The following is a 21,936-nucleotide window of genomic DNA, read 5'->3' as shown; positions in this document are numbered from 1 at the left end:
GCTGACTACTTCACCCGCGCGCCGAGCGGCACATCCTCGAGGAAGCTGGCGAGCGCGGCCTTGCCGCCTTCGACCGAGCCGGCGAGCAGCATGCCGTTGGACTCGAAGCCGCGCAGCTTGCGTGGTGCGAGGTTCGCGACGACGATCACCTTGCGACCGATGAGCGACTCCGGCTCGTAGGACTCCGCGATGCCGGCGAGGATCTGGCGCTTTTCCGTGCCGAGGTCGACTTCGAGGCGCAGGAGCTTGTCGGACTTGGGCACGCGCTCCGCGACGAGAACTCTGGCGACGCGCAGTTCGATCCTGGTGAAGTCATCGATGGTGATCTGTGCGGGCGGCGCGCTGGGCGCGACGGCTGGTGTGGTCGCGGTGGCGACGGAGGCCGGGGCGGGCTCGCTCGGGGTGTTCGCCGCGACTGGCTTCGGCGCGGCATCGGGCGCAGCGCTGGCGGGCGTTGCCGACGCGGTGGTGGCGGGCTGTGCGGCCGTTGGAGTGGGAGCAGAGGCGAGCGCCTGTTCGAGTGCGCTCTGCGGGCGATTTTCTTCGAGGTCTTTCATGCGGGTGACTGCGTCCTTGTCTGCGCGGGGGAAGAGCGGCGCGGGTTCGCCGAGTTGGGTGCCGGCGGCGAGGCCGCCCCAGGTGATGCGACTGAGATCAGCGAGGGTGATGTCGCCGAGGCCGAGCTGATGCCAGACCTTGGCTGCGGCATCGGGCAGCACGGGCGCGACCAGCGCGGTGACGATGCGGATGGCCTCGGCGCAGGTGTAGAGGATGGTGGCGAGCTGCTGGCGGCTGGTGTCATCGTCAAGCGCGCCAAGCTTCCAGGGCGCGTTCGCGGTGATGTATGCGTCGATGGTGCCGACGAACTGCCAGAGAGCTTCGAGCGCGCGCGAGAAGTCGAACGCGTCCATGCGCTCGCGCACCGTGGCGATGGCCGACTCGGCAGCTTCGCGCACGGCGGGGTCGCTGGCGCCGCTCGGCACGACACTGCCGAAGTAGCGCGTGATCATGGCGAGTGTGCGGCTGACGAGGTTGCCGTAGCCGTTGGCGAGGTCGGCGTTGTAGCGCTGCACGAGCGCGTCGAAGGAGAAGCTGCCGTCCTGGCCGAAGACGACTTCACGCAAGAGGAAGTAGCGCAGCGCGTCGTTGCCGAGCACTTCGTGAATCGTCTCCGCGCGCACGATGTTGCCGCGCGACTTCGACATCTTGCTCTGCTCGAAGAGCAGCCAGCCGTGCGCGTAGATCGAGTGCGGCAGCGGCAGGCCCGCGGCCATCAAGAAGGCCGGCCAGTAGACGCAGTGGAAGCGCGAGATCTCTTTGCCGATGATGTGCAGCGGCGTGCCGGTGCCGGCGAGCGCTGGATCGGCCCAGTAGCGACGGTAGAGCGAGTCATCCGCGCTGCCCCAGCCGAGCGCCGTGATGTAGTTGGCGAGCGCGTCCATCCACACGTAGATGACGTGCTTTTCATCGCCCGGCACGGGGATGCCCCAGGTGAAGCTGGTGCGGCTGATGGAGAGATCGCGCAGGCCGCTGCGCACAAAGGCGAGCACTTCGTTGCGGCGCGTTTCGGGGCGGATGAACTCCGGGTGCTCGTCGTAGTACTCGAGCAGACGGCGCTCGAAGGCGGAGAGCTTGAAGAAGTAGTTCTCTTCGCTGACTGTCTCAGTGAGGCGGCCGCAGTCCGGGCAGAGGGTGCCGGGCGGGCCTTCCACGTAGGCTTCGTCGAACACGCAATACTGGCCGGTGTAGGAGCCCTTGTAGATGAAGCCGCGCTCCTTGAGCAGCGTGAACAGCTGCTGCACGCCTTGCGTGTGGCGTGGCTCGGTGGTGCGGATGAAGTCGTTGTTGCTGAGCCCGAGCTTCTGCCAGAGCGCGCGGAATTCAGCGGCTACCTCATCGACGAAGTGCTGCGGGGTGCAGTTCATGGCGCGTGCAGAGCGCTGGATTTTCTGCCCGTGCTCATCGGTGCCGGTGAGGAAGTAGACGTCGTGGCCTTCGGCTCGCTTGAGGCGCGCGATCGTGTCCGTGACGATGGTGGAGTAGGCGGTGCCGAGGTGCGGCCGCGCATTCACGTAGTAGATCGGCGTGGTGATGTAGAAGGGCGTGCGGTCGGTCATCGGTGGGTTCTTGCTTCCAGCTCAGGCGGGCTGCATGCGTCGGCGGCGACCGAGACTCCTGTTCATCTTAGGGACGCGCCCGGCGAGCGTCAAACAGAGAGGCGCGCTGCGGCTCTGCTAAAATCAGCAGCAAAATCAATAGTTTCGCGCTGCTTTGCCCGGCGCGCGACCCGAGGATTTCACCCTGTACAGAGAGATGCAACAGAGGCTGCGCGAGCGGTTGCGCAGCATCGTCGAGGAGCGCTTCGGGCTGGCCGCAGTGCGGGTTGCGATCGAGCAGCCGCCGCAGGTGGCGCTGGGCGACTATGCGACACCGCTGGCGTTTGAGCTGGCTCGGCCGCTGCGCCGCGCGCCGAAACAGATCGCTGCCGAGTTACTTGCGGCGTTGAAGGAGCAGCCGCTCCCCGGCTTCGCAAGCTTCGAGGTGGCGGGTGCGGGCTATCTGAATGCGCGGCTGGATCGAACGGCAGCGCTGAGCGCAGTCGCGCGCGAGCAGGAGAGCGCCGCGTTCGGCCAGGGCATTCACTCGCTGGTGGAGCACACCAGCATCAATCCAAACAAGGCAGCGCATGTCGGCCACCTGCGCAACGCGATTCTGGGTGACACATTTGTGCGTATGCTGCGCGCGGCCGGACAGCGTGTGGATGTGCAGAACTACATCGACAACACGGGCGTGCAGGTTGCCGATGTGGTCGTTGGCCTGATGCACCTCGAGAACCTGTCGCAGGAGCAGATCGCGATCCTGTTCCGCGAGCTGAGTGCGCGCAATGAGCGGCTGGATTACTACTGCTGGGATGTGTATGCGCGTGTGTCGGCCTGGTACGACGAGGTGGATGATGCAGCGGTGAAGCAGCAGCGGCGCGGGCTGCGGCTCGGGACGCTGCATGCGATTGAGGCGGGCGGGAACGAGATTGCCGCAGCCGCGGATACGATCTCGAATGCGGTCCTGCGGCGGCATCTCGAGACGATGCAACGGCTGGGCATCGAATACGACTTTCTGCCGCGGGAGAGCGAGATCCTGCACCTGCACTTCTGGGATCTGGCGTTCGCGCAGTTGAAAGAGCGCGGCGTGCTGTACTACGAGACCGCGGGCAAGAACACTGGTTGCTGGGTGATGCGGCGCGCCGGCAGCGACGCGGATGCGAGTGCAGAGACGGATGAAGACGCGAAGGTGATCGTGCGCTCGAACGGCACGGTGACGTACGTCGGCAAGGACATCGCGTATCACCTGTGGAAATTCGGACTGCTGGGGCGCGACTTCGGCTATCGTCCGTTCTTCACCTACGCGGACCACGCGTGCTGGATCTCGGCAGAGCAGGGCGAAGCCGAGCATCCGCACTTCGGTGGCGCGCAAGCGATCTACAACGTGATCGATTCGCGGCAGGCCGACCCCCAGGCAAACGTGATCGAGGCGCTGCGCGGCCTTGGCTATACCGATGCGGCGGACCGCTACACGCATTTCTCCTACGAGATGGTGGCGTTGACGCCGCGCTGTGCAGAAGAGCTGGGCTACACGCTTTCCGCCGAGGATCGCGGGCGCGCGTACATCGAGGTCTCCGGACGCAAGGGCTTTGGCGTGAAGGCAGACGACCTGATCGACCGGCTGATCGCCGCGGCGACGCGCGAAGTGAACGCGCGGCACCCGGAGCTAAGCGAGGCGGAGCGGCTGGCGATTGGGACCACCATCGCGATCGGCGCGCTGCGCTACTTCATGCTGAAGTACACGCGCAACTCCGTGATCGCGTTCGACTTTGAAGACGCGCTCAGCTTCGAGGGCGAGACCGGGCCGTACGTGCAGTACGCCGTGGTGCGCGCCCGCAGCATCTTTCGCAAGGCAGCGATCCCGCCCGCGGAGGCGCTGGCGGCCGTCGATGGGTCTGGCATGGCGCAGTTCGTCGAAGGCGAAGAGGGAACGGATTTGTGGGAGCTGTGGCAGACGGCATCGAAAACGACGCTGCTGCTGGAGCAGTGCATCGCGACTGCGGAGCCGGCGTACCTCGCGAAGCATGCCTTCCAGCTCGCGCAGCAGTTCAACAACTTCTACCACCGCTTCCACATTTTGACGGAGAGCGATGCAGTGCGGAAGAATCTGCTACTTGCCACTGCGGCGGTTGCAGAGCGTGAACTGGTCCGGGTGCTGGGCTGGCTGGGGATCGCGGTCCCGGAAGCGATGTAGAGTCGGCGAGTCAGCTACGCGTTGTTGGCTGACCCGCCGAATGGCTACTGCAGCGGCTTGCCTTGCGCGGTCATCTGGTTCAGCACGTTGAGGTCGTTCTGCTTTACGCCGTCGGGCAGTGGCGCGTAGTTGAGCGAGGTGGCGACGTTCTGGCCATCGCTTACGACGTACTTCACGAAGTTTTTCAGCGCCTGGCGCTTTTCGACATCCACGCCATCCTTCGGGATGATCAGGAACGTGAGGCCCGCGATGGGGTAGGCGTCGGCGGCTGCGGCGGGCGGATTGACGATCGGCTGGCGCGGGTCCTGCTGCAGTTGATTGAGGAAGCCGTTGATTGCGGCGGTCGTGCTCTCCGGGCTGGGCTGGATGTAGTGGCCGGCCTGATTCTCAATCGCGGCGACGGGCAGCTTGTTCTGCTGCGCGTAGGTGAGCTCGACGTAGCCAATGGAGCCGGGCGTCTGGCGGATCTGGCCGGTGACACCTTCGCTGCCTTTGCCGCCGTTGCCCGCAGGCCAGTTCACCTGTGTCCCTTTGCCGACCTTGTTCTTCCAGTCCTTGCTGACTTCGGCGAGATAGCTGGTGAAGATGTTGCTGGTGCCGCTGCTGTCCGCGCGGTGGACGACGGTGATCGGCACGTTGGGCAGTGCAATGCCGGGGTTGGCGCCCTTGATCACGGGATCCTGCCAGCTCTTGATCGTGCCGAGGAAGATGCCGGCCATCGCCTCTGGCGAGAGGTGGAGCGACTGCGTGACCTGCGGCAAATTGTAGGTGATGCAAACCGGGCCTGCGGACTCGGGCAGTTGCAGAACTGGCTTCATTGCGCCGAGCTGCTCATCGGTGAGCGCCGCGTCGGATGCGCCGAAGTCGACGGTGCCCGACTTGACCTGTTGAATGCCGCCGCCACTGCCGATCGATTGATAGTTGATGCGCACGTCTTTGTGAGCCTGTTGGTAGTCCTGGGTCCAGCGGCCCATCGCGGGATAGACGAAGGTGCTGCCCGCGCCCGAGATCTGTGTCGTGTGTGCGTTGTTACAGGCAGAGAGCGCGAGCAGCGCTGTGCCGGCCAAGGCAAATGGGATCAAGCGGCGTGAGGTCACGATCGGTCTCCTCCGGGAGTTCGTACCGTCAGATGCGCAGTATCGTGCAGAGGGGCTGCTTCGGCTTTGTTAAAGCAGCGTCAATGCAATGTGTTGCGCTGAAGAGAGGGCCCGCTGGCAACGGCTCTCCGCGTGTCGCAGTCCTATGGAGTGGAGATGAAAATCATGAGCGGAGAACTGAACGGACGCAAGATCGCGATTCTGGCAACGGACGGCTTTGAGCAGGTGGAGCTGACCGACCCGAAGAAGAATGTCGAAGCTGCGGGCGCGAAGACAGAGGTCCTCAGCGTGAAGGATGGTCAGATCAAGGGCTGGAATCAGACTGACTGGGGCGACTCGGTGCCGGTCGATAAGCAGGTGTCTCAGGCGCGGGTGGAGGACTATGACGCGCTGATTCTGCCGGGCGGCCAGATCAATCCGGACAAGCTGCGCATGCAGCCCGAGGCAGTCGATTTCGTGAAGCGCTTTGTCGAGTCAGGCAAGCCGGTGGCGGCGATTTGTCACGGGCCGTGGATGCTGATCGAGGCGGGCGTGGTGCGCGGCAAGACGATGACGTCGTGGCCGTCGGTGCACACGGACCTGAAGAACGCGGGCGCCAACTGGGTCGATCAGGAGGTGGCGGAGGATGGGCAGTTCATCACCAGCCGCAAGCCGGACGACATTCCAGCATTCAGCAAAGCGATCATCAACAAGGTGAGCGGTCAGTCGGCGCAGCGCGCGGCCTAAGCGCAGCCGGAGCACAAAGTCGCAGCAGAAAGGCAGAGGCGGACGCCGGTGACGACGTCCGCCTTTTGCGTTTTGCCTGCGGATGCGCCTACGAGGCGTAGGTGCGGACCCACTCGGTGATGGTGCGAACGGCGATGCCGGTAGGGCCGGAGGCGATCCAGCTCTTGGCATCGTCGTTCCACGCAGTGGATGCGATGTCCAGGTGCAGCCACGGTGTGTCGCCGACGAATTCCTTGAGGAACATCGCCGCGGTGATTGAGCCGCCGTAGCGGCCGCCGGTGTTCTTGATGTCGCCGATCTGCGAGACGATCTGTTCGCGGTACTCGTCTTCGACGGGCAGACGCCAGAAGCGCTCGCCGGAGAGCTCTGCTGCGCGAGTAAAGTGCGCGTACTCTTCGTCGGAGTTCGAGAAGACGCCGGCGTTGATCTGGCCGAGCGCGACGGCGACGGCACCAGTCAGCGTGGCCGCGTCGATGAGGTGATTGGCGCCGAGCTGCTGCGCATAGTGCAGACCATCGGCGAGCACGAGCCGGCCTTCGGCATCGGTGTTGATGACTTCGATGGTCTTACCCGACATGGCTGTGGTGATATCGCCCGGCTTGTACGCGGTGCCGCTCGGCATGTTCTCTGCAGAGCAGATCACGGCGATGACGCGCACCTTCGGCTTAAGCAGCGCGATGGCGCGGAAGGCGCCGAGCATGGCTGCGCCGCCGGCCATGTCGTACTTCATCTTCTCCATGCCGTCTGCCGGCTTGATGGAGATGCCGCCGGTGTCGAAGGTGATCGCCTTGCCGACAAGTCCGAGCACGGGCCCGTCCTTGGGTGCATCCGCAGGCTCATAGCGCAACACGATCAAGGCCGGCGGCTCCGCCGAGCCCTGGGCCACGCTGAGGAAGGCACCCATCTTGAGTTCCTTGAGCTTGTCTGTGCTGTGCACTTCGCAGGGAAGGCCGAGTTCCGCAGCCATGGCAGCGGTGCGGCGGCCGAGCTCGGTTGGCGGCAGATAATTGCCGGGCTCATTGATGAGGGTGCGCGCGAAGTTCTGCGACTCGGCGATGATGACGCCCTCACGATGTCCACTTGCGGAGGCATCGCCAGAGCCGAGCAGGGTGACCGTCTCGACGCTGCGGTCCTTGCGATCGGAGCGGTAGGTGTCGGAGTCGTAGTCGGCGATGATGGCAGCTTCAGTCGCGGTGCGCGCGGTGCGTGCGGCATCCCACTCGCCCCCTGTGGGCAGCAGCAGAGTGAGGTTGCGAATCGCGCGGGGCTTGGCGAAGCGGACCGCGGCGCCAGCAGCTTTGCGGAGCTCGGCGAGGGTGGGTTTCGACAGGCCGACGATCAGCAGGCGTGCGGCCTTCAGGCCCGCAGGCTGGTGCAGCAGGAGGGTCTCGCCCGAGCCGGCAGAGAACTCGCGACCGCTGACGGCCTGCGATGCGGCGGCTGTTACCGGCGCCTCGTTCGTGAGCAGCTCGATCTGAGGAGGGGCCTGCTTGTCCTTCTTGTCGGCACGGTTCAGGGCAAAGGCGACCAGCATCTCCGTTTCGACCGCGGCGGGCGCAACGGACGACAGTTCTGTCTTCATGTAGCTCCTGGTAGTTGCGAGTGTGTAGCGATTCTAGGCCCGGATGGGCAAGGGGCTCAGCCGTTGGCGGCGCGGCGCTGGCTGCTCACGATGGCGGCTTTGGCCTCACGGTCGGCTTCGCGGCGCTTAACGGTCTCGCGCTTGTCCCAGTCCTGCTTGCCTTTGGCGACGGCGAGTTCGCACTTCACGCGGCCGTTTCGGAAATAAAGCCGCGTGGGGATGAGCGTGTGGCCTTTGATCTGCGTCTTCCCCTCGAGCTTGTTGAGCTCCTCCCGCTTGAGCAATAACTTGCGGGTGCGAACGGCCTCGTGATTGCTGGCGTTGCCGTGCGAGTAGGGACCGATATGCGCATTGAGAAGAAAAGCTTCGCCGCCCCTGATGAGCCCGTAGGCGTCCTTGAGGTTGGCATTGCCCTCGCGGATGGATTTGACCTCGGTGCCGCGCAGGGCGATGCCTGCCTCAAAGCGATCGAGCAGGAAGTAGTTGTGTCCTGCGGCGCGGTTGAAGGAGGCGTCGCGGCTACCTGCGGCGACCGGGTCCCGCTCCTTGGGCTTCTTCGGAGGGGACGGCGCGACGGTATGACTGGACTGCCGGGCCATAGGCGTAAATGTCAGGTTAACATGCAGATCGAAGGGCTTTCCGGGCGGCCGGCCCGGGCGGTATCGCTTTGCTATAATCGCCGTTCAGCGAGCGCGCGCTCTCATTCAGGAGACGCAAGCACGTGAGGGCGTCTCTCGACAGCACAAACAGGAGCGGGGCCCCGGTCCATGTGCATGAGCACTTGCATGCACCTCATCGCTTCCTTTATCCGTGGAGTTCCATGAGCCGACGCACTGTACGCTGGACCCTGCTCGTCCTTCTTCTGCTCACGCTGCCGACGCTCGCGACACGCAATGTCGAAGCGCGGGGCAAGTCAGCCAAGGCGCTCTACAAAGAGGGCCAGGCTGCTGAAGCGCGAGACGACTACCTTGCGGCCTACGCCGCGTATGCCTCGGCTTTCCAGAGGGAGCCGGGCAATCTCTACTACAAGACCAGCTACAACCGGCTGCGCTTTACCGCGGCCGCGGTCCACACCCACCAGGGTGAGAAGCTGCGCGACCAGGGCGACTATAGCGGCGCGCTGACCGAGTTCGCGCGGGCGCTCGAGATCGATCCGGGCAATGAGCTGGCGCAGCAGGACATCAAGTCCACGCAGGAGAAGGTAGCGACGACGCCGAAGGGCGAGTCCTCACTGCAGCCGCAGGACCAGACGCCGCTTGGTGATGTGGCCGCGCCCGCCGAGCTGAAGGCGGTTTCGAACGAGCCGATCACGATCCGCGAGTTCGAAGATTCGAAGGTGGTCTATCAAACCATCGGCAAGATCGCGGGCGTGAATGTGCTGTTCGATCCTGATTACACCGGCAAGCGCGTGCAGGTGGACCTGCAAAACGTTTCGCTGATGGATGCGCTGCACATTCTCGGCGTGATCACGAACACCTTCTGGCGTCCGGTGACGAACAACACCATCTTCGTGGCGCAGAACACGCGCGCGAAGCGGACGGAGCTGGATGCGCAGGCAGTGCAGACCTTCTATCTGACGAATGCGTCACAGACGAACGATCTGAACGACGTTCAGACGGCGCTGCGCAACGTGATCACGAACAGCAAGCTGTACGCGGTGCCCAGCCAGAATGCGATCGTGATGCGGGCGACGCCGGACGAGCTGCTGCTGGCGCGCAAGCTGATTGACGATCTCGATAAAGCGCGCCCGGAAGTGGTCGTGGATGTGGCCGTGCTCGAAGTGAATCGTAACCACGAGCGGAACCTGGGCATCATCCTGCCGCAGCAGTTCTCAGCGGCACTGCAGAACAGCACCGCGACGACGAGCACGACCAACAGCAACGGCACGAGCACGACCAGCGGCAGCACGACGACGAACAACAACAATGGCAATGGCCTGACGCTGAACACGCTGGGCAATCTGAACTCGAACAACGTCGCGGTGACGATCAGCACGGCCACCGCGAACCTGCTGCTGACCGACAGCGACACGCGCGTGCTGCAGAATCCGCGCATTCGCGCGAGCGATGGCCAGAAGGCTGACCTGAAGGTCGGTTCGAAGATTCCGATCGCTACGGGTTCGTACCAGACCGGCGCGGCCACCGCGGTCGTCAGCTCGCTGGTGAACACGCAGTTCCAGTACCAGGACGTGGGTGTCGAGATCGAGATCACGCCGGTGATTCACTACGATCACGACGTCACACTGAAGCTGAAGCTCCAGATTACGCAGGAGAATGGCACCGTCTCGATCAGCGGCATCAATGAGCCGATCTTCAGCCAGCGCGTGGTCGACCAGACCATCCGGCTGAAGGAAGGGGAGGCCAGCATTCTCGGTGGCCTGTTGCAGACGAGCCTGCAAAACAACTTCTCCGGCACGCCCGGGCTGGCACAGATCCCGCTGCTGAAGTATCTGTTCAGCAACAATGACAAGATCACGTCGAAGGACGAGATCGTGTTCATGCTGGTGCCGCACGTGGTCCGCGGTGAGGAATTGAACCCGCTCAACCTGCAGGAGATCGATACGGGCACGGGTACGAGTATTTCGCTGCGGCGCATCGGCTCCATCCGCGTGCCTGCAGCCGCAGTTCAGCCCGCAGCGGGAGCGCAGGCTCCGGTCACGCCGGGCCAGGTGCTCGCTGGTCAGGCTCCGGGTCAGGCTGGCGCGGCAGCGGGTCAAGCTGGCGCGGCCCCTGCTCAGGCTGGCGCGACCCCTGGTCAGCCTGGCGCGGCAGCAGACCAGCCCGCAGCCAATGCGGCTCCAGTCTCTGTTTCGCTGGCAGCACCGGCGGCGCCGACCAAGGTCGGGCAGAACTTCCAGCTTGCGGTGAATGTCGCCGGGGGCGCGGATGTCTTCTCGGTGCCGCTCCAGTTGCAGTATGACCGCACCAAGCTGACGCTGATCAATGTGGACTCGGGTACGTACCTTGGTCACGATGGCCAGACTGTCGCGCTGGTGCACCGGGATGACGGTTCGGGTGGTGTCGCGATCTCTGCCTCCCGGCCACCCGGAGTCGCCGGCGTGAGCGGATCAGGCCCCTTGTGCGTCCTTACGTTCCAGGCGAATGCTGTGGGAGACAGCATCGTGAGCATTGCGAAGGCGGCTGTGCGGGACAGCAAGCAGCAGGCGCTCCCGGTGATCACGTCCGGCACCATCGTCCACGTCCAGTCTCAGTAGAGGCCGGGCTCGGCAAACACAGGAAGGCAGCGCAGGAACGCAGCTATGATTCGCTTCATCCAGAAGCACCGGTTCGGTGCCGGTGCATCGCGCGAAGCCGGACTCACCCTGATCGAGTTGATCATCACGGTGGCGATCCTGGGCTTTCTCGCGTCGGCTGCGGTGCCGCTGGCGCGGTGGAATATCAAGCGTGAGAAGGAGCGCGAGCTGCGCACCGACCTGTGGGAGATGCGGCACGCGATCGATGCCTACAAGGATGCCGCGGACAAAGGCGGCATTCAGACCAAGGTGGAGAGCGGCAACTATCCTCCGGACCTCGACACACTGGTGAAGGGCGTCGAGATACAAGGCAAGAAGGTGCGCTTCCTGCGTCGCATTCCGATCGATCCGATGACCGGCAAAGCAGAGTGGGGCATGCGGTCGATGCAGGATGATCCGAACGGCGATTCGTTCGGCGGGCAGAGCGTGTTCGACGTTTATTCCAAATCGCAGGGAACAGCACTGAACGGGACCAAATATGGCCAGTGGTAGGCTGCGCGTGCGCCGCGCGTCGGGTGAGGCCGGCTTCACGCTCATCGAGTTGATGATCGTGATGCTGATCATCGCCGTGCTGGCGGCCATTGCGATTCCGAACTATCTCGCTTCAGTGAAGGCAGCGAAGGAAGCCGTACTCCGCGAAGACCTGCACGTGCTGCGTGGCGCGATCGACGCCTACACTGCCGACAAGGAAAAGGCGCCGCAGTCGCTGGATGACCTGGTGCAGGGCGGGTATCTGCGCAAGATCCCGGTGGATCCCATGACGCACAGCGATACGACGTGGGTGACCGCCACAGACGATACGCTGCAGAATGTGGACCAGACGGAGCCCGGTGTGAATGACATCCACAGCGGCTCCGATGCGACGGGCAGCGACGGGCAGCCCTACTCCGCCTGGTAGCAGGCGCGCACGCTAGTCGGCGCGGACTCCGCCTTCCGTCACCACCGCTTGCAGCCGGGCCCAGAGCTCCTTCAGTCCAAGGTCAGTCTTCGCAGAGCAGAGCAACAGATTATCGATCCCGAGCTCGCGCTTGAGCGCGATCGCCGAGCGTGTGCGCTCGTTGCCGGAGAGCCGGTCGGCCTTGGTCCCCACCACGAGAAAGGGACGCCCTGCGCTGCGCAGATAGCGGATGAGCTGCGCATCGCTCTCCTGCGGCGGAACCTTGCTATCGACCAGGCAAATGCAGAGCGCCAGGGTTGGCCGCTCGGCCAGGTAGGGCTCGATGAAGAGCGGCCAGCCGGCGCTGATTGATCTCGAAATCTTGGCGTAGCCGTAGCCTGGAAGGTCGGCGAACATCAGCACCGGCTCGCTGAGCGTGGGCGAGTCATACAGTGCGAAGAAGTTGATGGCCTGTGTGCGGCCGGGCGTCGAGGAGACATGCGCCTGCTTGGACCCGACCAGTGCGTTGAGCAAGCTCGATTTGCCGACATTCGAGCGGCCAAGGAAGGCGACCTCAGGCGGGCCCGGCGCAGGGAACTGCTCGGGGGCGAGGGCGGAGAGCAGAAATTTCGGCAGAAGGCGCATCGTTGTTCTGATTGTCGCAGACCCGCACAGTAGTGATGCCGGCACGATGGCGAGAACGACGGAGCGGTCGCGGCTCTGGTACAAGGGTCCGTCGCTACGTTCGCATGGCTAGCTTGCATCTGGAGCAGATTGTTTTGAAGCATCTCTCGTGGCTGGTCAGTGGATGTATCTGCCTGGCGTCGTTCCTGCTGTTTGTTGTGGAGCCGATGGCGGCGAAGGAGCTGCTGCCTGCGCTGGGCGGCTCTGCGGCTGTCTGGATCACCTGTCTCGTCTTCTTTCAGAGCACGCTGCTGCTGGGATACGCGTACGCGCACTGGGCGGCGACGTCGCCTCGCGTTCGAGTAGCGAGTGCCGTTCATATTGCATTGCTGGCCCTTGCGGCGATTGCGGCCGTCGTGTGGGCGATACGGCCGATGCGGCTGGCTGGTGTGGCGGCGCATCCGTTCTTGGATCTGCTGCTCGCGTTGACCGCAGCGATCGGGCTGCCGTTCGCAATGCTCGCCTCGACCAGCACGCTGTTGCAGGGCTGGCTGGGGCAGACGGGCCGCCGTGGACTGCCGTACCGGCTGTATGCGCTGTCGAATGCGGCGTCGCTGCTTGCGCTCGCGCTGTATCCGGCAGTGATCGAACCGCACTTTTCCTTGCATGCGCAGCGGATGGGGTGGGCAGCGGGGTTTGTCTGCGTGGGGGCGCCGCTCGTTGTGCTGACGCGTGCATTCTCGAATCGCAGTGCTGTTGCAAGCACGGCGGTTGATGCGACTCCTCCCGACTACTCTGCAAGCCGTCGAGACAAGCTGCTGTGGCTGCTGCTGCCCATGGTGGGCGCGATGCAGCTCAGCTCGGTCACCGAATACATCACGGCCAATATTGCAGCGGTGCCGCTGTTGTGGGTGCTGCCGCTCTCGGTGTATCTCGTCACGTTGATCGTGGCGTTTGCTCCGCGTGGCGACGGGCAGGGCGACTTCCTGATCCCGCGCGGCCTGGTGCTGCGCTTTCTGTCCGTGATGCTGGCGGGTCTGGCGTACCTGCTCTCACGCGGCGATGTGACGCTGCCGATCTCGCTCAGCATGGCGTTCTTCCTGCTGGAGCTCTTCTTCGCCAGTCTCTTCTGCCATACGGAGGCGTATGCACTACGCCCGCGCAGCCCACGCGAGCTGACGATGTTCTATCTCCTGTTCGCGGCAGGCGGAGCGCTGGGAGCGTTCCTGATTGGCATCGTGGCGCCACTGGCCACGTCTGCTAACTACGACCTGCCGGTGACATTTCTGGCGACAGCGCTGGTTGCGCTGCTCGTGACCTGGCGAATGGGCCCGACGCTGCGCCTGCTGTGGTCGGTTGGCAGCGTTCTGCTGGTGTACATCCTGGTGCTGTTGCACCTGGCCTACGTGCAGCAGACGCTCGTCTCTGTCCGCAACTTTTACGGTACGCTGCGCGTGAAGCAGGCCGATCTGCCGGAGATCGGCCCGATGCGCACGCTGACCCACGGCACGATCCAGCACGGGACGCAGATCTTTGCGCCGGAGCTGATGCACACGCCGACGACGTACTACGCCGAGGACTCAGGCATCGGCCTCGCGCTGCGCTACTGCTGCGGTGAGCGGCCACGCAGCATTGGTGTGGTCGGCCTGGGCACGGGCACCATTGCTGCGTACGGGAGGCCTGGAGATCGCATCCGGTTCTACGAATTGAATCCAGCGGTGCTGCCCATTGCGCAGCATCTGTTTACGTACCTGCGCGACTCACGCGCCGCGATCACGTTTGCCGCGGGCGATGCGCGCGCCTCGCTGACGCGTGAAACGCCGCAGCAGTTCGATGTGCTCGCGATCGATGCCTTCTCGGGCGATGCGATCCCGATCCATCTGCTGACGCGCGAGGCGCTCGACGTGTACCAGCGGCAGCTGGCACCCGATGGGATCCTCGCTTTTCACATCTCGAACCAGCACGTGAACCTGGCGCCGGAGCTGGCCCTGCTGGCGGAGTCGGCCGGCTTGACGGCACGCACTGTTGTGAGTGGTCCGCATGAGCAGCTCGGCGAGTTCCGCGCGACGTGGGTGCTGATGACGCGCAACGAGCCGTTTCTGCACTCACCAGAGCTGACGAGTGTTCTTCATCCCACGGAGGAGCAGAGAGGTCTGCGGCTGTGGACGGATGACGACTCGAGCCTGCTGCCGCTGCTGCATTAGTACCGGATCAGGAACGCCGGTGCAATCGGATTGCATGCGCCGCCAGTGACGCTATAGAGTGGGCTGGTCCTCCCTCCAGACCCAAAGCGTTCCCCACGCTGCCGTTACTACCGGCCTTTCTCTGGGCTCCACCTTTCCCCTTGACTTGAATGATTTGTCACCAGGGCCCTTCCATAAGGAGCTACATGCGCAAGATGCATACTGCAGTGCTGGCCGGACTTTGTCTGTTTGCCATTGGAGCGAAAGCACAGGAATCGCACCCACCCAAGGTGCTGTTCATCGATGTGGAATATGTGAAGCCGGAGATGGCCGGCGAACCCCATCGGGCTTCTGAGAAAGCGCTCGCCAAGATAGCGGCGGATGCGAAATCGCCGGTCCACTACTTCGCCCTCGATGCTCTCACCGGCGCTCCCCGCACCCTGTTCTTCTTTCCTTATGACTCGCTGGATGACATGAGGAAGACACGAATGGAAGCCGCAAAGGATGCGGCTGCGAGCGCAAAGGTAAACGAGGCGAATCGGAAGGATGCAACGCTGCTCGTCTCGAAGGAGAGCGCGATCTATAACTATCGCCCGGATCTGAGCCACAAGCCGGACGCACCAGTGAACGATCTCCGGTTCTGGGAGATCACCCGCGTGAAGGTGAAGGTGGGGCATACGCACGACTGGGAGGAGTACCTGAAGCTACTCTCGACCGTGCTCGACAAGACAAATCCGGACCATCATCTGGTGGTCTACCGGAGCGCCTATGGCAGAGAGAACGGTGGGATCTGGCTGCTGATTTCGCCGATGGCGTCGATGGCGGAGGTGGATCAACTCTTCGCTGCTCGCGACAGCATGATGGAGAAGATGGATCCAGAGACGAGCAAGCGATATACCGACCTGGCGGCCGCTTCGGTCGAATCGTCACAGCGGAACCTGTTCGCAGCCGACCCACAGATGAGCTACGTGTGGGACGCATGGGCGAAGGCAGATCCGTTCTGGGCTGTGAAGTAAGCCGCGCTGCAGTTGTGTACAAAGAGAAAGGGCTCTGCCAATGGCAGAGCCCTTCTTCCTGGAACAGTGTGCCTACTGGTGAGCGCGCGCCCGTTCCTGCGCCACGTTGGCCTGTACGGCAACGAGCGCTTCCGGGGTCTCTTCCTTCAGCTCGGGCAGCGGCGACTCGAGGGCGATCGTCAGCACCTCGTCCATCTGCTCGACGAAGTGCAGCTTCATGGCCTTCTTCAGGTTGTCGGGCAGTTCGGCGACATCCTTCTCGTTCTCCTTCGACAGGATTGCCTCGAAGATGCCGGCGCGATGTGCAGCGAGCAGCTTCTCCTTCAGGCCACCGATGGCGAGCACCTTGCCGCGGAGCGTGATCTCGCCAGTCATAGCGAGATCGCGGCGCACCGGAATCTTGGTGAGCGCGCTTGCCAGCGCGGTCGCCATGGTGATGCCGGCCGACGGACCATCCTTCGGGATTGCGCCCTCGGGCACGTGCACGTGAATGTCGACGTTGCGGTAGAAGTCGCGGGCCAGGCCGAGATGGTGCGCGCGGCTGCGGATGTAGGAGAGAGCGGCCTGCGCCGACTCCTGCATGACGTCGCCGAGCTGGCCGGTGAGGGTGAGCTTGCCTTTGCCGTCGAGCACCTGCACTTCGGTCGAGAGGATGCTGCCACCCATCTCGGTCCAGGCAAGGCCGGTGACGAGGCCGACTTCGTTCTTGTCGTGTGCCTGTGAGTCGCGAAACTTCACGACGCCGAGGAACTCGTTGACGTTCTCGCGCGTGATCGATTCCTTGTGCTTCGCCCCGAGCTTGACGACGCGGCGCGCCACCTTGCGGCAGACGTTGCCGATCTCGCGTTCGAGGTTGCGGACGCCGGCTTCGCGCGTGTAGCTGCGCACGATCTCGGTGAGCGCGTCGTCGGTGAACTCGATGTTCTTCTCGCTGAGCCCGGTGCCCTCGATCTGCTTTTTGACCAGGTACTGACGGGCGATCTCCATCTTCTCGGTCTCGGTGTAGCCGTGAAGGCGAAGGATTTCCATGCGGTCCTGCAGCGGGCCGGGGATGGTGTGCAGCACGTTGGCCGTGGCGACGAAGAGCACCTGGGACAGGTCGTACTCGACATCGAGATAGTGGTCCTGGAAGCTCGAGTTCTGCTCCGGGTCCAGCACTTCGAGCAGGGCCGACGCTGGATCCCCACGGAAGTCCGAGGCCATCTTGTCGACCTCGTCCAGCATGAAGACGGGGTTCTTGGTGCCGGCCTTCTTCATCGACTGGATGATTTGACCAGGGAGCGCGCCGATGTAGGTGCGGCGGTGACCGCGAATTTCAGCCTCATCGCGCACACCGCCCAGCGACATGCGGACGAACTTGCGGCCGGTGGCCTTCGCGATCGACATGCCGAGCGAGGTCTTACCGACGCCCGGAGGTCCGACGAAGCAGAGGATCGAGCCCTTCGGGTTCTTGACGAGCTGACGGACAGCGAGGAATTCGAGGATGCGCTCCTTGATCTTCTCGAGGCCGTAGTGATCCTCGTCGAGCACCTTTTCGGCGACATCGATCGAGCGGGTCTCCTTGGACTTCTTCTTCCACGGCACGGCGAGGAGCCAGTCCAGGTAGTTGCGGGAGACGGTGGACTCGGCGGACATGGGCGGCATGGCTTCGAGCTTTTTGAGCTCCTGCATCGCCTTGTCCTGCACTTCCTTGGTCATGCCGGCGGCTTCGATTTTCTTCTTCAGTTCATCGAATTCGCTCTTCTCGCCGCGGCCCAGCTCCTTCTGGATGGCCTTGATCTTCTCGTTGAGGTAGTACTCCTTCTGGGCGCGCTCCATCTGCCGCTTCACACGACCCTGGATCGAGCGGTCCATGTTGAGCTTTTCGATCTCCATGTCGAGCAGGTCGGCGATGCGCGCCAGGCGCTCGGTCGGATCGAAGAGGTTCAGGAGCTCCTGCTTCTCATCGACGGAGAGCTGCAGGTTGGCGGCGATGGTGTCGGCCAGCTTGCCCGGCTCGTCCATGCGCACGGCGGCGACGATCGATTCGTAGTTGAGGCTCTGCTGCAGCTTGACGTACTGCTCGAACAGGCCGGTGACCTTCTGCATCAACTGCTCGGTCTGGGGACCGGGTGCGGCTACCTTCGGGATGCGCACGGTGGCGACGAAGAAGCCGTCGGTGTCGTTCACCTCGCTCGACTTGGCGCGTTCGAGACCCTCGACCAGCACCTTGATGTTGCCGTCCGGCATCTTGACGCTCTGGACGATGTTGCCGATGGTGCCGACCGCGTAGACGTCGTCCGCCTTCGGCTCATCGATGGAGGCGTCGTGCTGGGTGGCGAGGAAGATGCGGCGATCGCCGTTGAGCGCCTCTTCCAGGGCGCGAACGCTCGACTCCCGGCCCACGATGAATGGCGTCATCATGTAGGGGAAGATGACCATCTCGCGGATGGGCATCATGGGCAGCTTGCGTGTCTCGCCGCGCTCCCGGGTCTCTTTGGGCTCTTTCGGATCCTTGGGCTCTCTGCTGGTGGCCACGTGTGTGTCCTTCTGCTCACGAGTACCGGTGAGCGCCGGCTTCCTGGGGCTGCGCGCGTGATGTCGCAGCAAAACGAACCCGATGTTCGAAATACGGGCCGTCCGTCTATAGATGCTCGAGCGGATAGGAAAGGCTCGGCGGCCAGGCTCGGGTGTGTGGTGTCTCTCGATCTCTAGAAACTGTAAACCAAACCAGAGGGGGTGGATCACCCGCGGATCAAGCAGGGCACCGGACTGTTCCGCATGACGGAAAACAGCCGGATTTCGGGATGACCTTAGTTTGACGTACAGGGAGGAAAGTGGCGAGCCGGGTGGGTCCCGGCTCACCTGTGTTCTGCTGGCCTAGCCGGCCTTCTCGAGCAGCTGCTGCGACAGATCGCGCTTTTCGACCATCTCGGCCGTGATGTCCAGCTCCTTGATCTGCTTCTTGCTGGGGAGGTGGTACATCAGGTCGAGCATCAGCTCTTCGAGGATCATGCGGAGGCCACGGGCGCCCACCTTGCGGTGCAGTGCCTCGCGTGCGACGGCGGAGCTGGCGTCGGCGCTGAAGTTGAGCTTCACGCCTTCGTAGTCGAACAGCTTCTGGTACTGCTTCAGGATGGCGTTGCGCGGCTTGGTCAAGATTTCGACCAGTGCTACCTCATCCAGCTCGTCGAGGATGCCGATGACCGGCAGACGTCCGACGAACTCGGGGATGAGGCCGAATTTGATCAGATCCTGCGGCTCCGCCTGACGCAGCAGGTCGTTGTCGCGCTGGGCCGCGGTGGCCTGCTCTGCCTTGACCTGCTTTTCGGTCAGTGCCTTGAAGCCGAGCGCCTTTTTACCGACGCGACGTCCGATCACCCGCTCCAGCCCGACAAAGGCGCCGCCGCAGATGAACAGGATGTTGGTGGTGTCGACCGGGGTGAACTCCTGATGGGGGTGCTTGCGTCCGCCCTGCGGCGGAACGTTCGCGACGGTGCCCTCAAGGATCTTGAGCAGGGCCTGCTGCACACCTTCACCGGAGACGTCTCGAGTGATCGAGGGATTTTCATCCTTACGACCAATCTTGTCGATCTCATCGATATAGATGATGCCGGTCTGGGTGCGGGCGACGTCGCCGTCGGCTGCCTGGAGCAGCTTCAGGATGATGTTTTCGACGTCCTCGCCGACGTAGCCGGCCTCGGTCAGCGTCGTTGCATCGACGATGGCAAAGGGCACGTCCAGCATTTTGGCCAGAGTGTGGGCGAGCAGGGTCTTGCCGCTGCCGGTCGGACCGACCAGCAGAATGTTGGACTTGGAGAGCTCGACATCGTTGCCGCGGGTGCGGTTCATCTGCACACGCTTGTAATGGTTGTAGACCGCAACGGCGAGCTTCTTCTTGGTCGTGTCCTGACCGATCACGTACTCATCGAGGAACGCCTTGACCTCCTGCGGCTTGGGCAGGTGGGCAGGCGCGGCTCCGGGCTGAGTCTCTGTGCGGTCGTCGTCAAGGATGGAATTGCACACTGCGACGCATTCGTCGCAGATGTACGCACGCGGATAGTCACTGGGGGAGGAGATCAGTTTGGCCACAGCGTCCTGCGACTTATGGCAGAACGAACAGCGGAGTGTCTCGTCGGAACCCGTGCGCGTTTTCATGGACTGCTCCTTATCGCCGCGGTCCCCGGCCGACCGCTACGTACGCGGCCGGTCGATGATCTCGTCGATGATGCCGTATTCCTTCGCCTGGGGGGAGTTCATGATGAAGTCACGCTCCACATCGCGCTCGATGCGCTCGAGTGATTGCCCCGTGTGCTTGGACATCAGGTTGTTCGTGATCTCGCGGATGCGCAGGATTTCGCGAGCATGGATATCGATATCGGTGGCCTGGCCGGAGAGCCCGCCCATCGAAGGCTGGTGGATCAGAATGCGCGAGTTAGGCAGCGCGAAGCGCTTGCCAGCGGTGCCTGACATGAGCAGAAAGGCGCCCATCGAGGCCGCCTGCCCGATGCAGTACGTGACCACGTCGTTCTTGATGAACTGCATCGTGTCGTAGATCGCGAGCCCGGCCGTGATCGATCCGCCCGGCGAGTTGATGTAGAGCTGAAGATCCTTCTCTGGGTCCTCACCGGAGAGAAAAAGCATCTGGGCGATCACCAGGTTTGCGATCTGATCGTCGATCGGTGTTCCCAGAAAGATGATGTTGTCCCGCAGCAGACGGCTGTAGATGTCGTAGGCGCGCTCGCCCCGGCTCGTCTGCTCGATGACCATCGGTACTAATGCCATGCTGTCTCTTTTCTGCTCGTGTGCGCTGCGTGTTGCTGAGGGTTGCCGGGTGTCAGGAGTTAAAGCCGCTCGACCAGAAGCTTCGCAGTCTTGTCGCGACGAATTTGTTCACGGATTCTAGCCAGCGTCCCATCCTGCGTCAATCGCACGCGCAGGGTATCGACCGGTTCACGCAACTGAAGCGATAGCATTTCGAGCTCCTGCTCGACCTCCGCGTCGGTAGCTTCGACCTTCTCCTGCTCGGCGATGTGGTCCAGAATCAGCAGCGATTTGACCTCTGCTGTGGCGGAATCGCGCTGGGCTGCACGCAGGCGAGCGAAGTCGAGGCGCTTCATGTCCTCTTCGCGCATGCCCTGCGCCGCAAGGGCGCGAAGGCCGCGATCTAGACGGACATCGATCTGCTGCTGCACCAGCGACTCAGGAACGGGGAACTGAAAGCGCTCGCTGAGTGCATTGAGCAACTGATCGCGGACTTCGGATTCGGTGCGGCGTGTCTTTTCAGTCTGCAGATTGCTGCGGAACTGGGTGAGGAAGTCGTCGTAAGTTGCGTAATCGCCTAGCTCTTTAGCGAAGTCGTCGTTCAGCTCGGGCTGCACCTTGCGCTTGATGCCCTTGACGGTCAGGTCGTAGCTGACGGTCTTGCCGGCGAGACGCTTCTCCCCGAAGTCCTCAGGGTAGGCGACCTCGAACTTGAGCTCCTGGCCGACGCTCGCGCCGCGCAGTGCCTCAGTGAAGGACGGCAGGGTGTTCGCGCCGCCCACTTCGAGGAGCACTTCCTCGCCAGTGATCGGACCCGTATTGTCCTGGCCGTTCACCACTTCGCCGTTTTCCGTGAAGTTGCCGGTGAAGTTGATCTGGGCCCAGTCGCCGTCGGCGAGCGGACGCTCCTCTTCGACCGGCTCCATGGTGGAGCGCGAGTCGCGCACGCGCTCGAGTTCGGTCTGGAAGTCCTCTTCGGAGAAGTCAGCGCTCGGCTTCTCGACTTTCACGTCGTTGTAACCGTCGACGGAGAACTCCGGCATGACCTCGAAGCTGGCCTTGAACCAGAGCGGCTGATCATCTTCCATGGACATGTCGATGACCTGCGGCTGGGAGACGAGCTTGTGGCCACCCTCGGCGATGGCGCGCTGGAAGTGCTGCGGCATCACGGCCTCGAGCACTTCCTGGCGGATGCCCTCGGCGAAGCGCGAGCGGACCAGCGACTCGGGCACCTTGCCTGCACGGAAGCCCGGGATGCGCGCCTGCTTCTGGTACTTCTTCACCGTGCCCCGCATGGCGCGGGAGACTTCATCGGCCGGAATGGTGACCTCAACCGAGCGGGTGACCTCGGGGTTGAAGGTGGGACCGTGCTGGTGAGTGTGCTCGTGCTGCTCAGTGCCCTCGGGGGCGGTGGTCTCCGGGTGCGTCGGGGTGTCAACAGTCTCTGTATTGCTCAAGTGTGCCTTCCGCGGCTGGGTGTGCCGGTGCGATCTGGTAGGAGGAGCCGGTGCCTGGCACCCCGGTGGGGCGCACGCAGGCCGC

At 63.4% G+C, this 21,936-nt stretch carries 15 protein-coding genes and 1 pseudogene; 7 read left to right on the top strand and 9 right to left on the bottom strand.

Annotated elements, in window-relative coordinates:
• Window positions 1-5 precede the first annotated feature (5 nt).
• On the bottom strand, window positions 6-2,117 hold the full coding sequence (gene metG / locus AC5IJH_RS09760) for a methionine--tRNA ligase (protein WP_491902626.1): 2,112 nt from the start codon (window positions 2,115-2,117) through the stop codon (window positions 6-8).
• Between the two features lie 196 nt (window positions 2,118-2,313).
• Between metG and AC5IJH_RS09755 the strand changes: the two genes are divergently transcribed.
• Window positions 2,314-4,293, top strand: a complete 1,980-nt coding sequence (locus AC5IJH_RS09755) for an arginine--tRNA ligase (protein WP_491902625.1) — start codon at window positions 2,314-2,316, stop codon at window positions 4,291-4,293.
• A gap of 44 nt (window positions 4,294-4,337) precedes the next feature.
• Here the strand turns inward: AC5IJH_RS09755 and pstS are convergent, their stop codons facing one another.
• A complete protein-coding gene (gene pstS, locus AC5IJH_RS09750) occupies window positions 4,338-5,390 on the bottom strand; it encodes a phosphate ABC transporter substrate-binding protein PstS (protein WP_491902624.1) in 1,053 nt (350 codons plus the stop codon).
• Between the two features lie 165 nt (window positions 5,391-5,555).
• Between pstS and AC5IJH_RS09745 the strand changes: the two genes are divergently transcribed.
• Window positions 5,556-6,116: a type 1 glutamine amidotransferase domain-containing protein gene (locus tag AC5IJH_RS09745; RefSeq protein WP_491902623.1), complete on the top strand. Its 561-nt coding sequence runs from the start codon at window positions 5,556-5,558 to the stop codon at window positions 6,114-6,116.
• Between the two features lie 88 nt (window positions 6,117-6,204).
• On the opposite strand, the gene AC5IJH_RS09740 is transcribed toward AC5IJH_RS09745, so the two are convergent.
• Together AC5IJH_RS09740 and smpB are read right to left on the bottom strand one after the other, a co-directional pair.
• The gene (locus tag AC5IJH_RS09740; RefSeq protein WP_491902622.1) at window positions 6,205-7,698 is read right to left on the bottom strand and encodes a leucyl aminopeptidase; all 1,494 of its coding nucleotides are present in this window, start codon (window positions 7,696-7,698) and stop codon (window positions 6,205-6,207) included.
• A gap of 56 nt (window positions 7,699-7,754) precedes the next feature.
• On the bottom strand, window positions 7,755-8,297 hold the full coding sequence (gene smpB, locus AC5IJH_RS09735) for an SsrA-binding protein SmpB (protein WP_491902621.1): 543 nt from the start codon (window positions 8,295-8,297) through the stop codon (window positions 7,755-7,757).
• A 221-nt stretch (window positions 8,298-8,518) separates the two neighbouring features.
• Between smpB and AC5IJH_RS09730 the strand changes: the two genes are divergently transcribed.
• The 3 genes from AC5IJH_RS09730 to AC5IJH_RS09720 are packed head-to-tail and all read left to right on the top strand — an operon-like array spanning window position 8,519 to window position 11,849.
• Window positions 8,519-10,912, top strand: a complete 2,394-nt coding sequence (locus AC5IJH_RS09730) for a secretin GspD/PilQ domain-containing protein (RefSeq protein ID WP_491902620.1) — start codon at window positions 8,519-8,521, stop codon at window positions 10,910-10,912.
• 45 nt (window positions 10,913-10,957) lie between these two features.
• A complete protein-coding gene (locus AC5IJH_RS09725; RefSeq protein WP_491902619.1) occupies window positions 10,958-11,443 on the top strand; it encodes a type II secretion system protein in 486 nt (161 codons plus the stop codon).
• Window positions 11,430-11,849, top strand: coding sequence for a type II secretion system protein (locus AC5IJH_RS09720; protein ID WP_491902618.1), 420 nt, complete (start codon window positions 11,430-11,432; stop codon window positions 11,847-11,849). The genes AC5IJH_RS09725 and AC5IJH_RS09720 overlap by 14 nt, the downstream gene beginning before the upstream one ends.
• A 12-nt stretch (window positions 11,850-11,861) precedes the next feature.
• Here AC5IJH_RS09720 and yihA read toward each other — a convergent pair whose 3' ends face one another.
• Window positions 11,862-12,473, bottom strand: a complete 612-nt coding sequence (gene yihA, locus AC5IJH_RS09715) for a ribosome biogenesis GTP-binding protein YihA/YsxC (protein ID WP_491902617.1) — start codon at window positions 12,471-12,473, stop codon at window positions 11,862-11,864.
• A gap of 134 nt (window positions 12,474-12,607) precedes the next feature.
• Between yihA and AC5IJH_RS09710 the strand changes: the two genes are divergently transcribed.
• On the top strand, window positions 12,608-14,656 hold the full coding sequence (locus AC5IJH_RS09710; RefSeq protein ID WP_491902616.1) for a fused MFS/spermidine synthase: 2,049 nt from the start codon (window positions 12,608-12,610) through the stop codon (window positions 14,654-14,656).
• Between the two features lie 185 nt (window positions 14,657-14,841).
• Window positions 14,842-15,651, top strand: a complete 810-nt coding sequence (locus AC5IJH_RS09705; protein WP_491902615.1) for a hypothetical protein — start codon at window positions 14,842-14,844, stop codon at window positions 15,649-15,651.
• A 72-nt stretch (window positions 15,652-15,723) separates the two neighbouring features.
• Here the strand turns inward: AC5IJH_RS09705 and lon are convergent, their stop codons facing one another.
• From lon to tig, 4 genes and pseudogenes are all read right to left on the bottom strand, one after another.
• Window positions 15,724-18,168: an endopeptidase La gene (gene lon / locus AC5IJH_RS09700; RefSeq protein ID WP_491902614.1), complete on the bottom strand. Its 2,445-nt coding sequence runs from the start codon at window positions 18,166-18,168 to the stop codon at window positions 15,724-15,726.
• A 342-nt stretch (window positions 18,169-18,510) separates the two neighbouring features.
• A complete protein-coding gene (gene clpX, locus AC5IJH_RS09695; RefSeq protein WP_491902613.1) occupies window positions 18,511-19,788 on the bottom strand; it encodes an ATP-dependent Clp protease ATP-binding subunit ClpX in 1,278 nt (425 codons plus the stop codon).
• A 36-nt stretch (window positions 19,789-19,824) separates the two neighbouring features.
• Window positions 19,825-20,424: pseudogene (clpP, locus tag AC5IJH_RS09690) on the bottom strand (ATP-dependent Clp endopeptidase proteolytic subunit ClpP); the annotation flags it as partial.
• A 50-nt stretch (window positions 20,425-20,474) separates the two neighbouring features.
• Complete coding sequence (gene tig, locus AC5IJH_RS09685) at window positions 20,475-21,851, bottom strand: trigger factor (protein ID WP_491902612.1); 1,377 nt, start codon at window positions 21,849-21,851, stop codon at window positions 20,475-20,477.
• Window positions 21,852-21,936 lie beyond the last annotated feature (85 nt).

The organism is Candidatus Dedyshia acidiphila, assembly GCF_051025295.1.
Taxonomy (GTDB): Bacteria; Acidobacteriota; Terriglobia; order Terriglobales; family Acidobacteriaceae; genus KBS-83.
The sequence above is the reverse complement of the archived record's forward strand: the minus strand, read 5'-3'. Positions and strand labels throughout refer to the sequence as shown.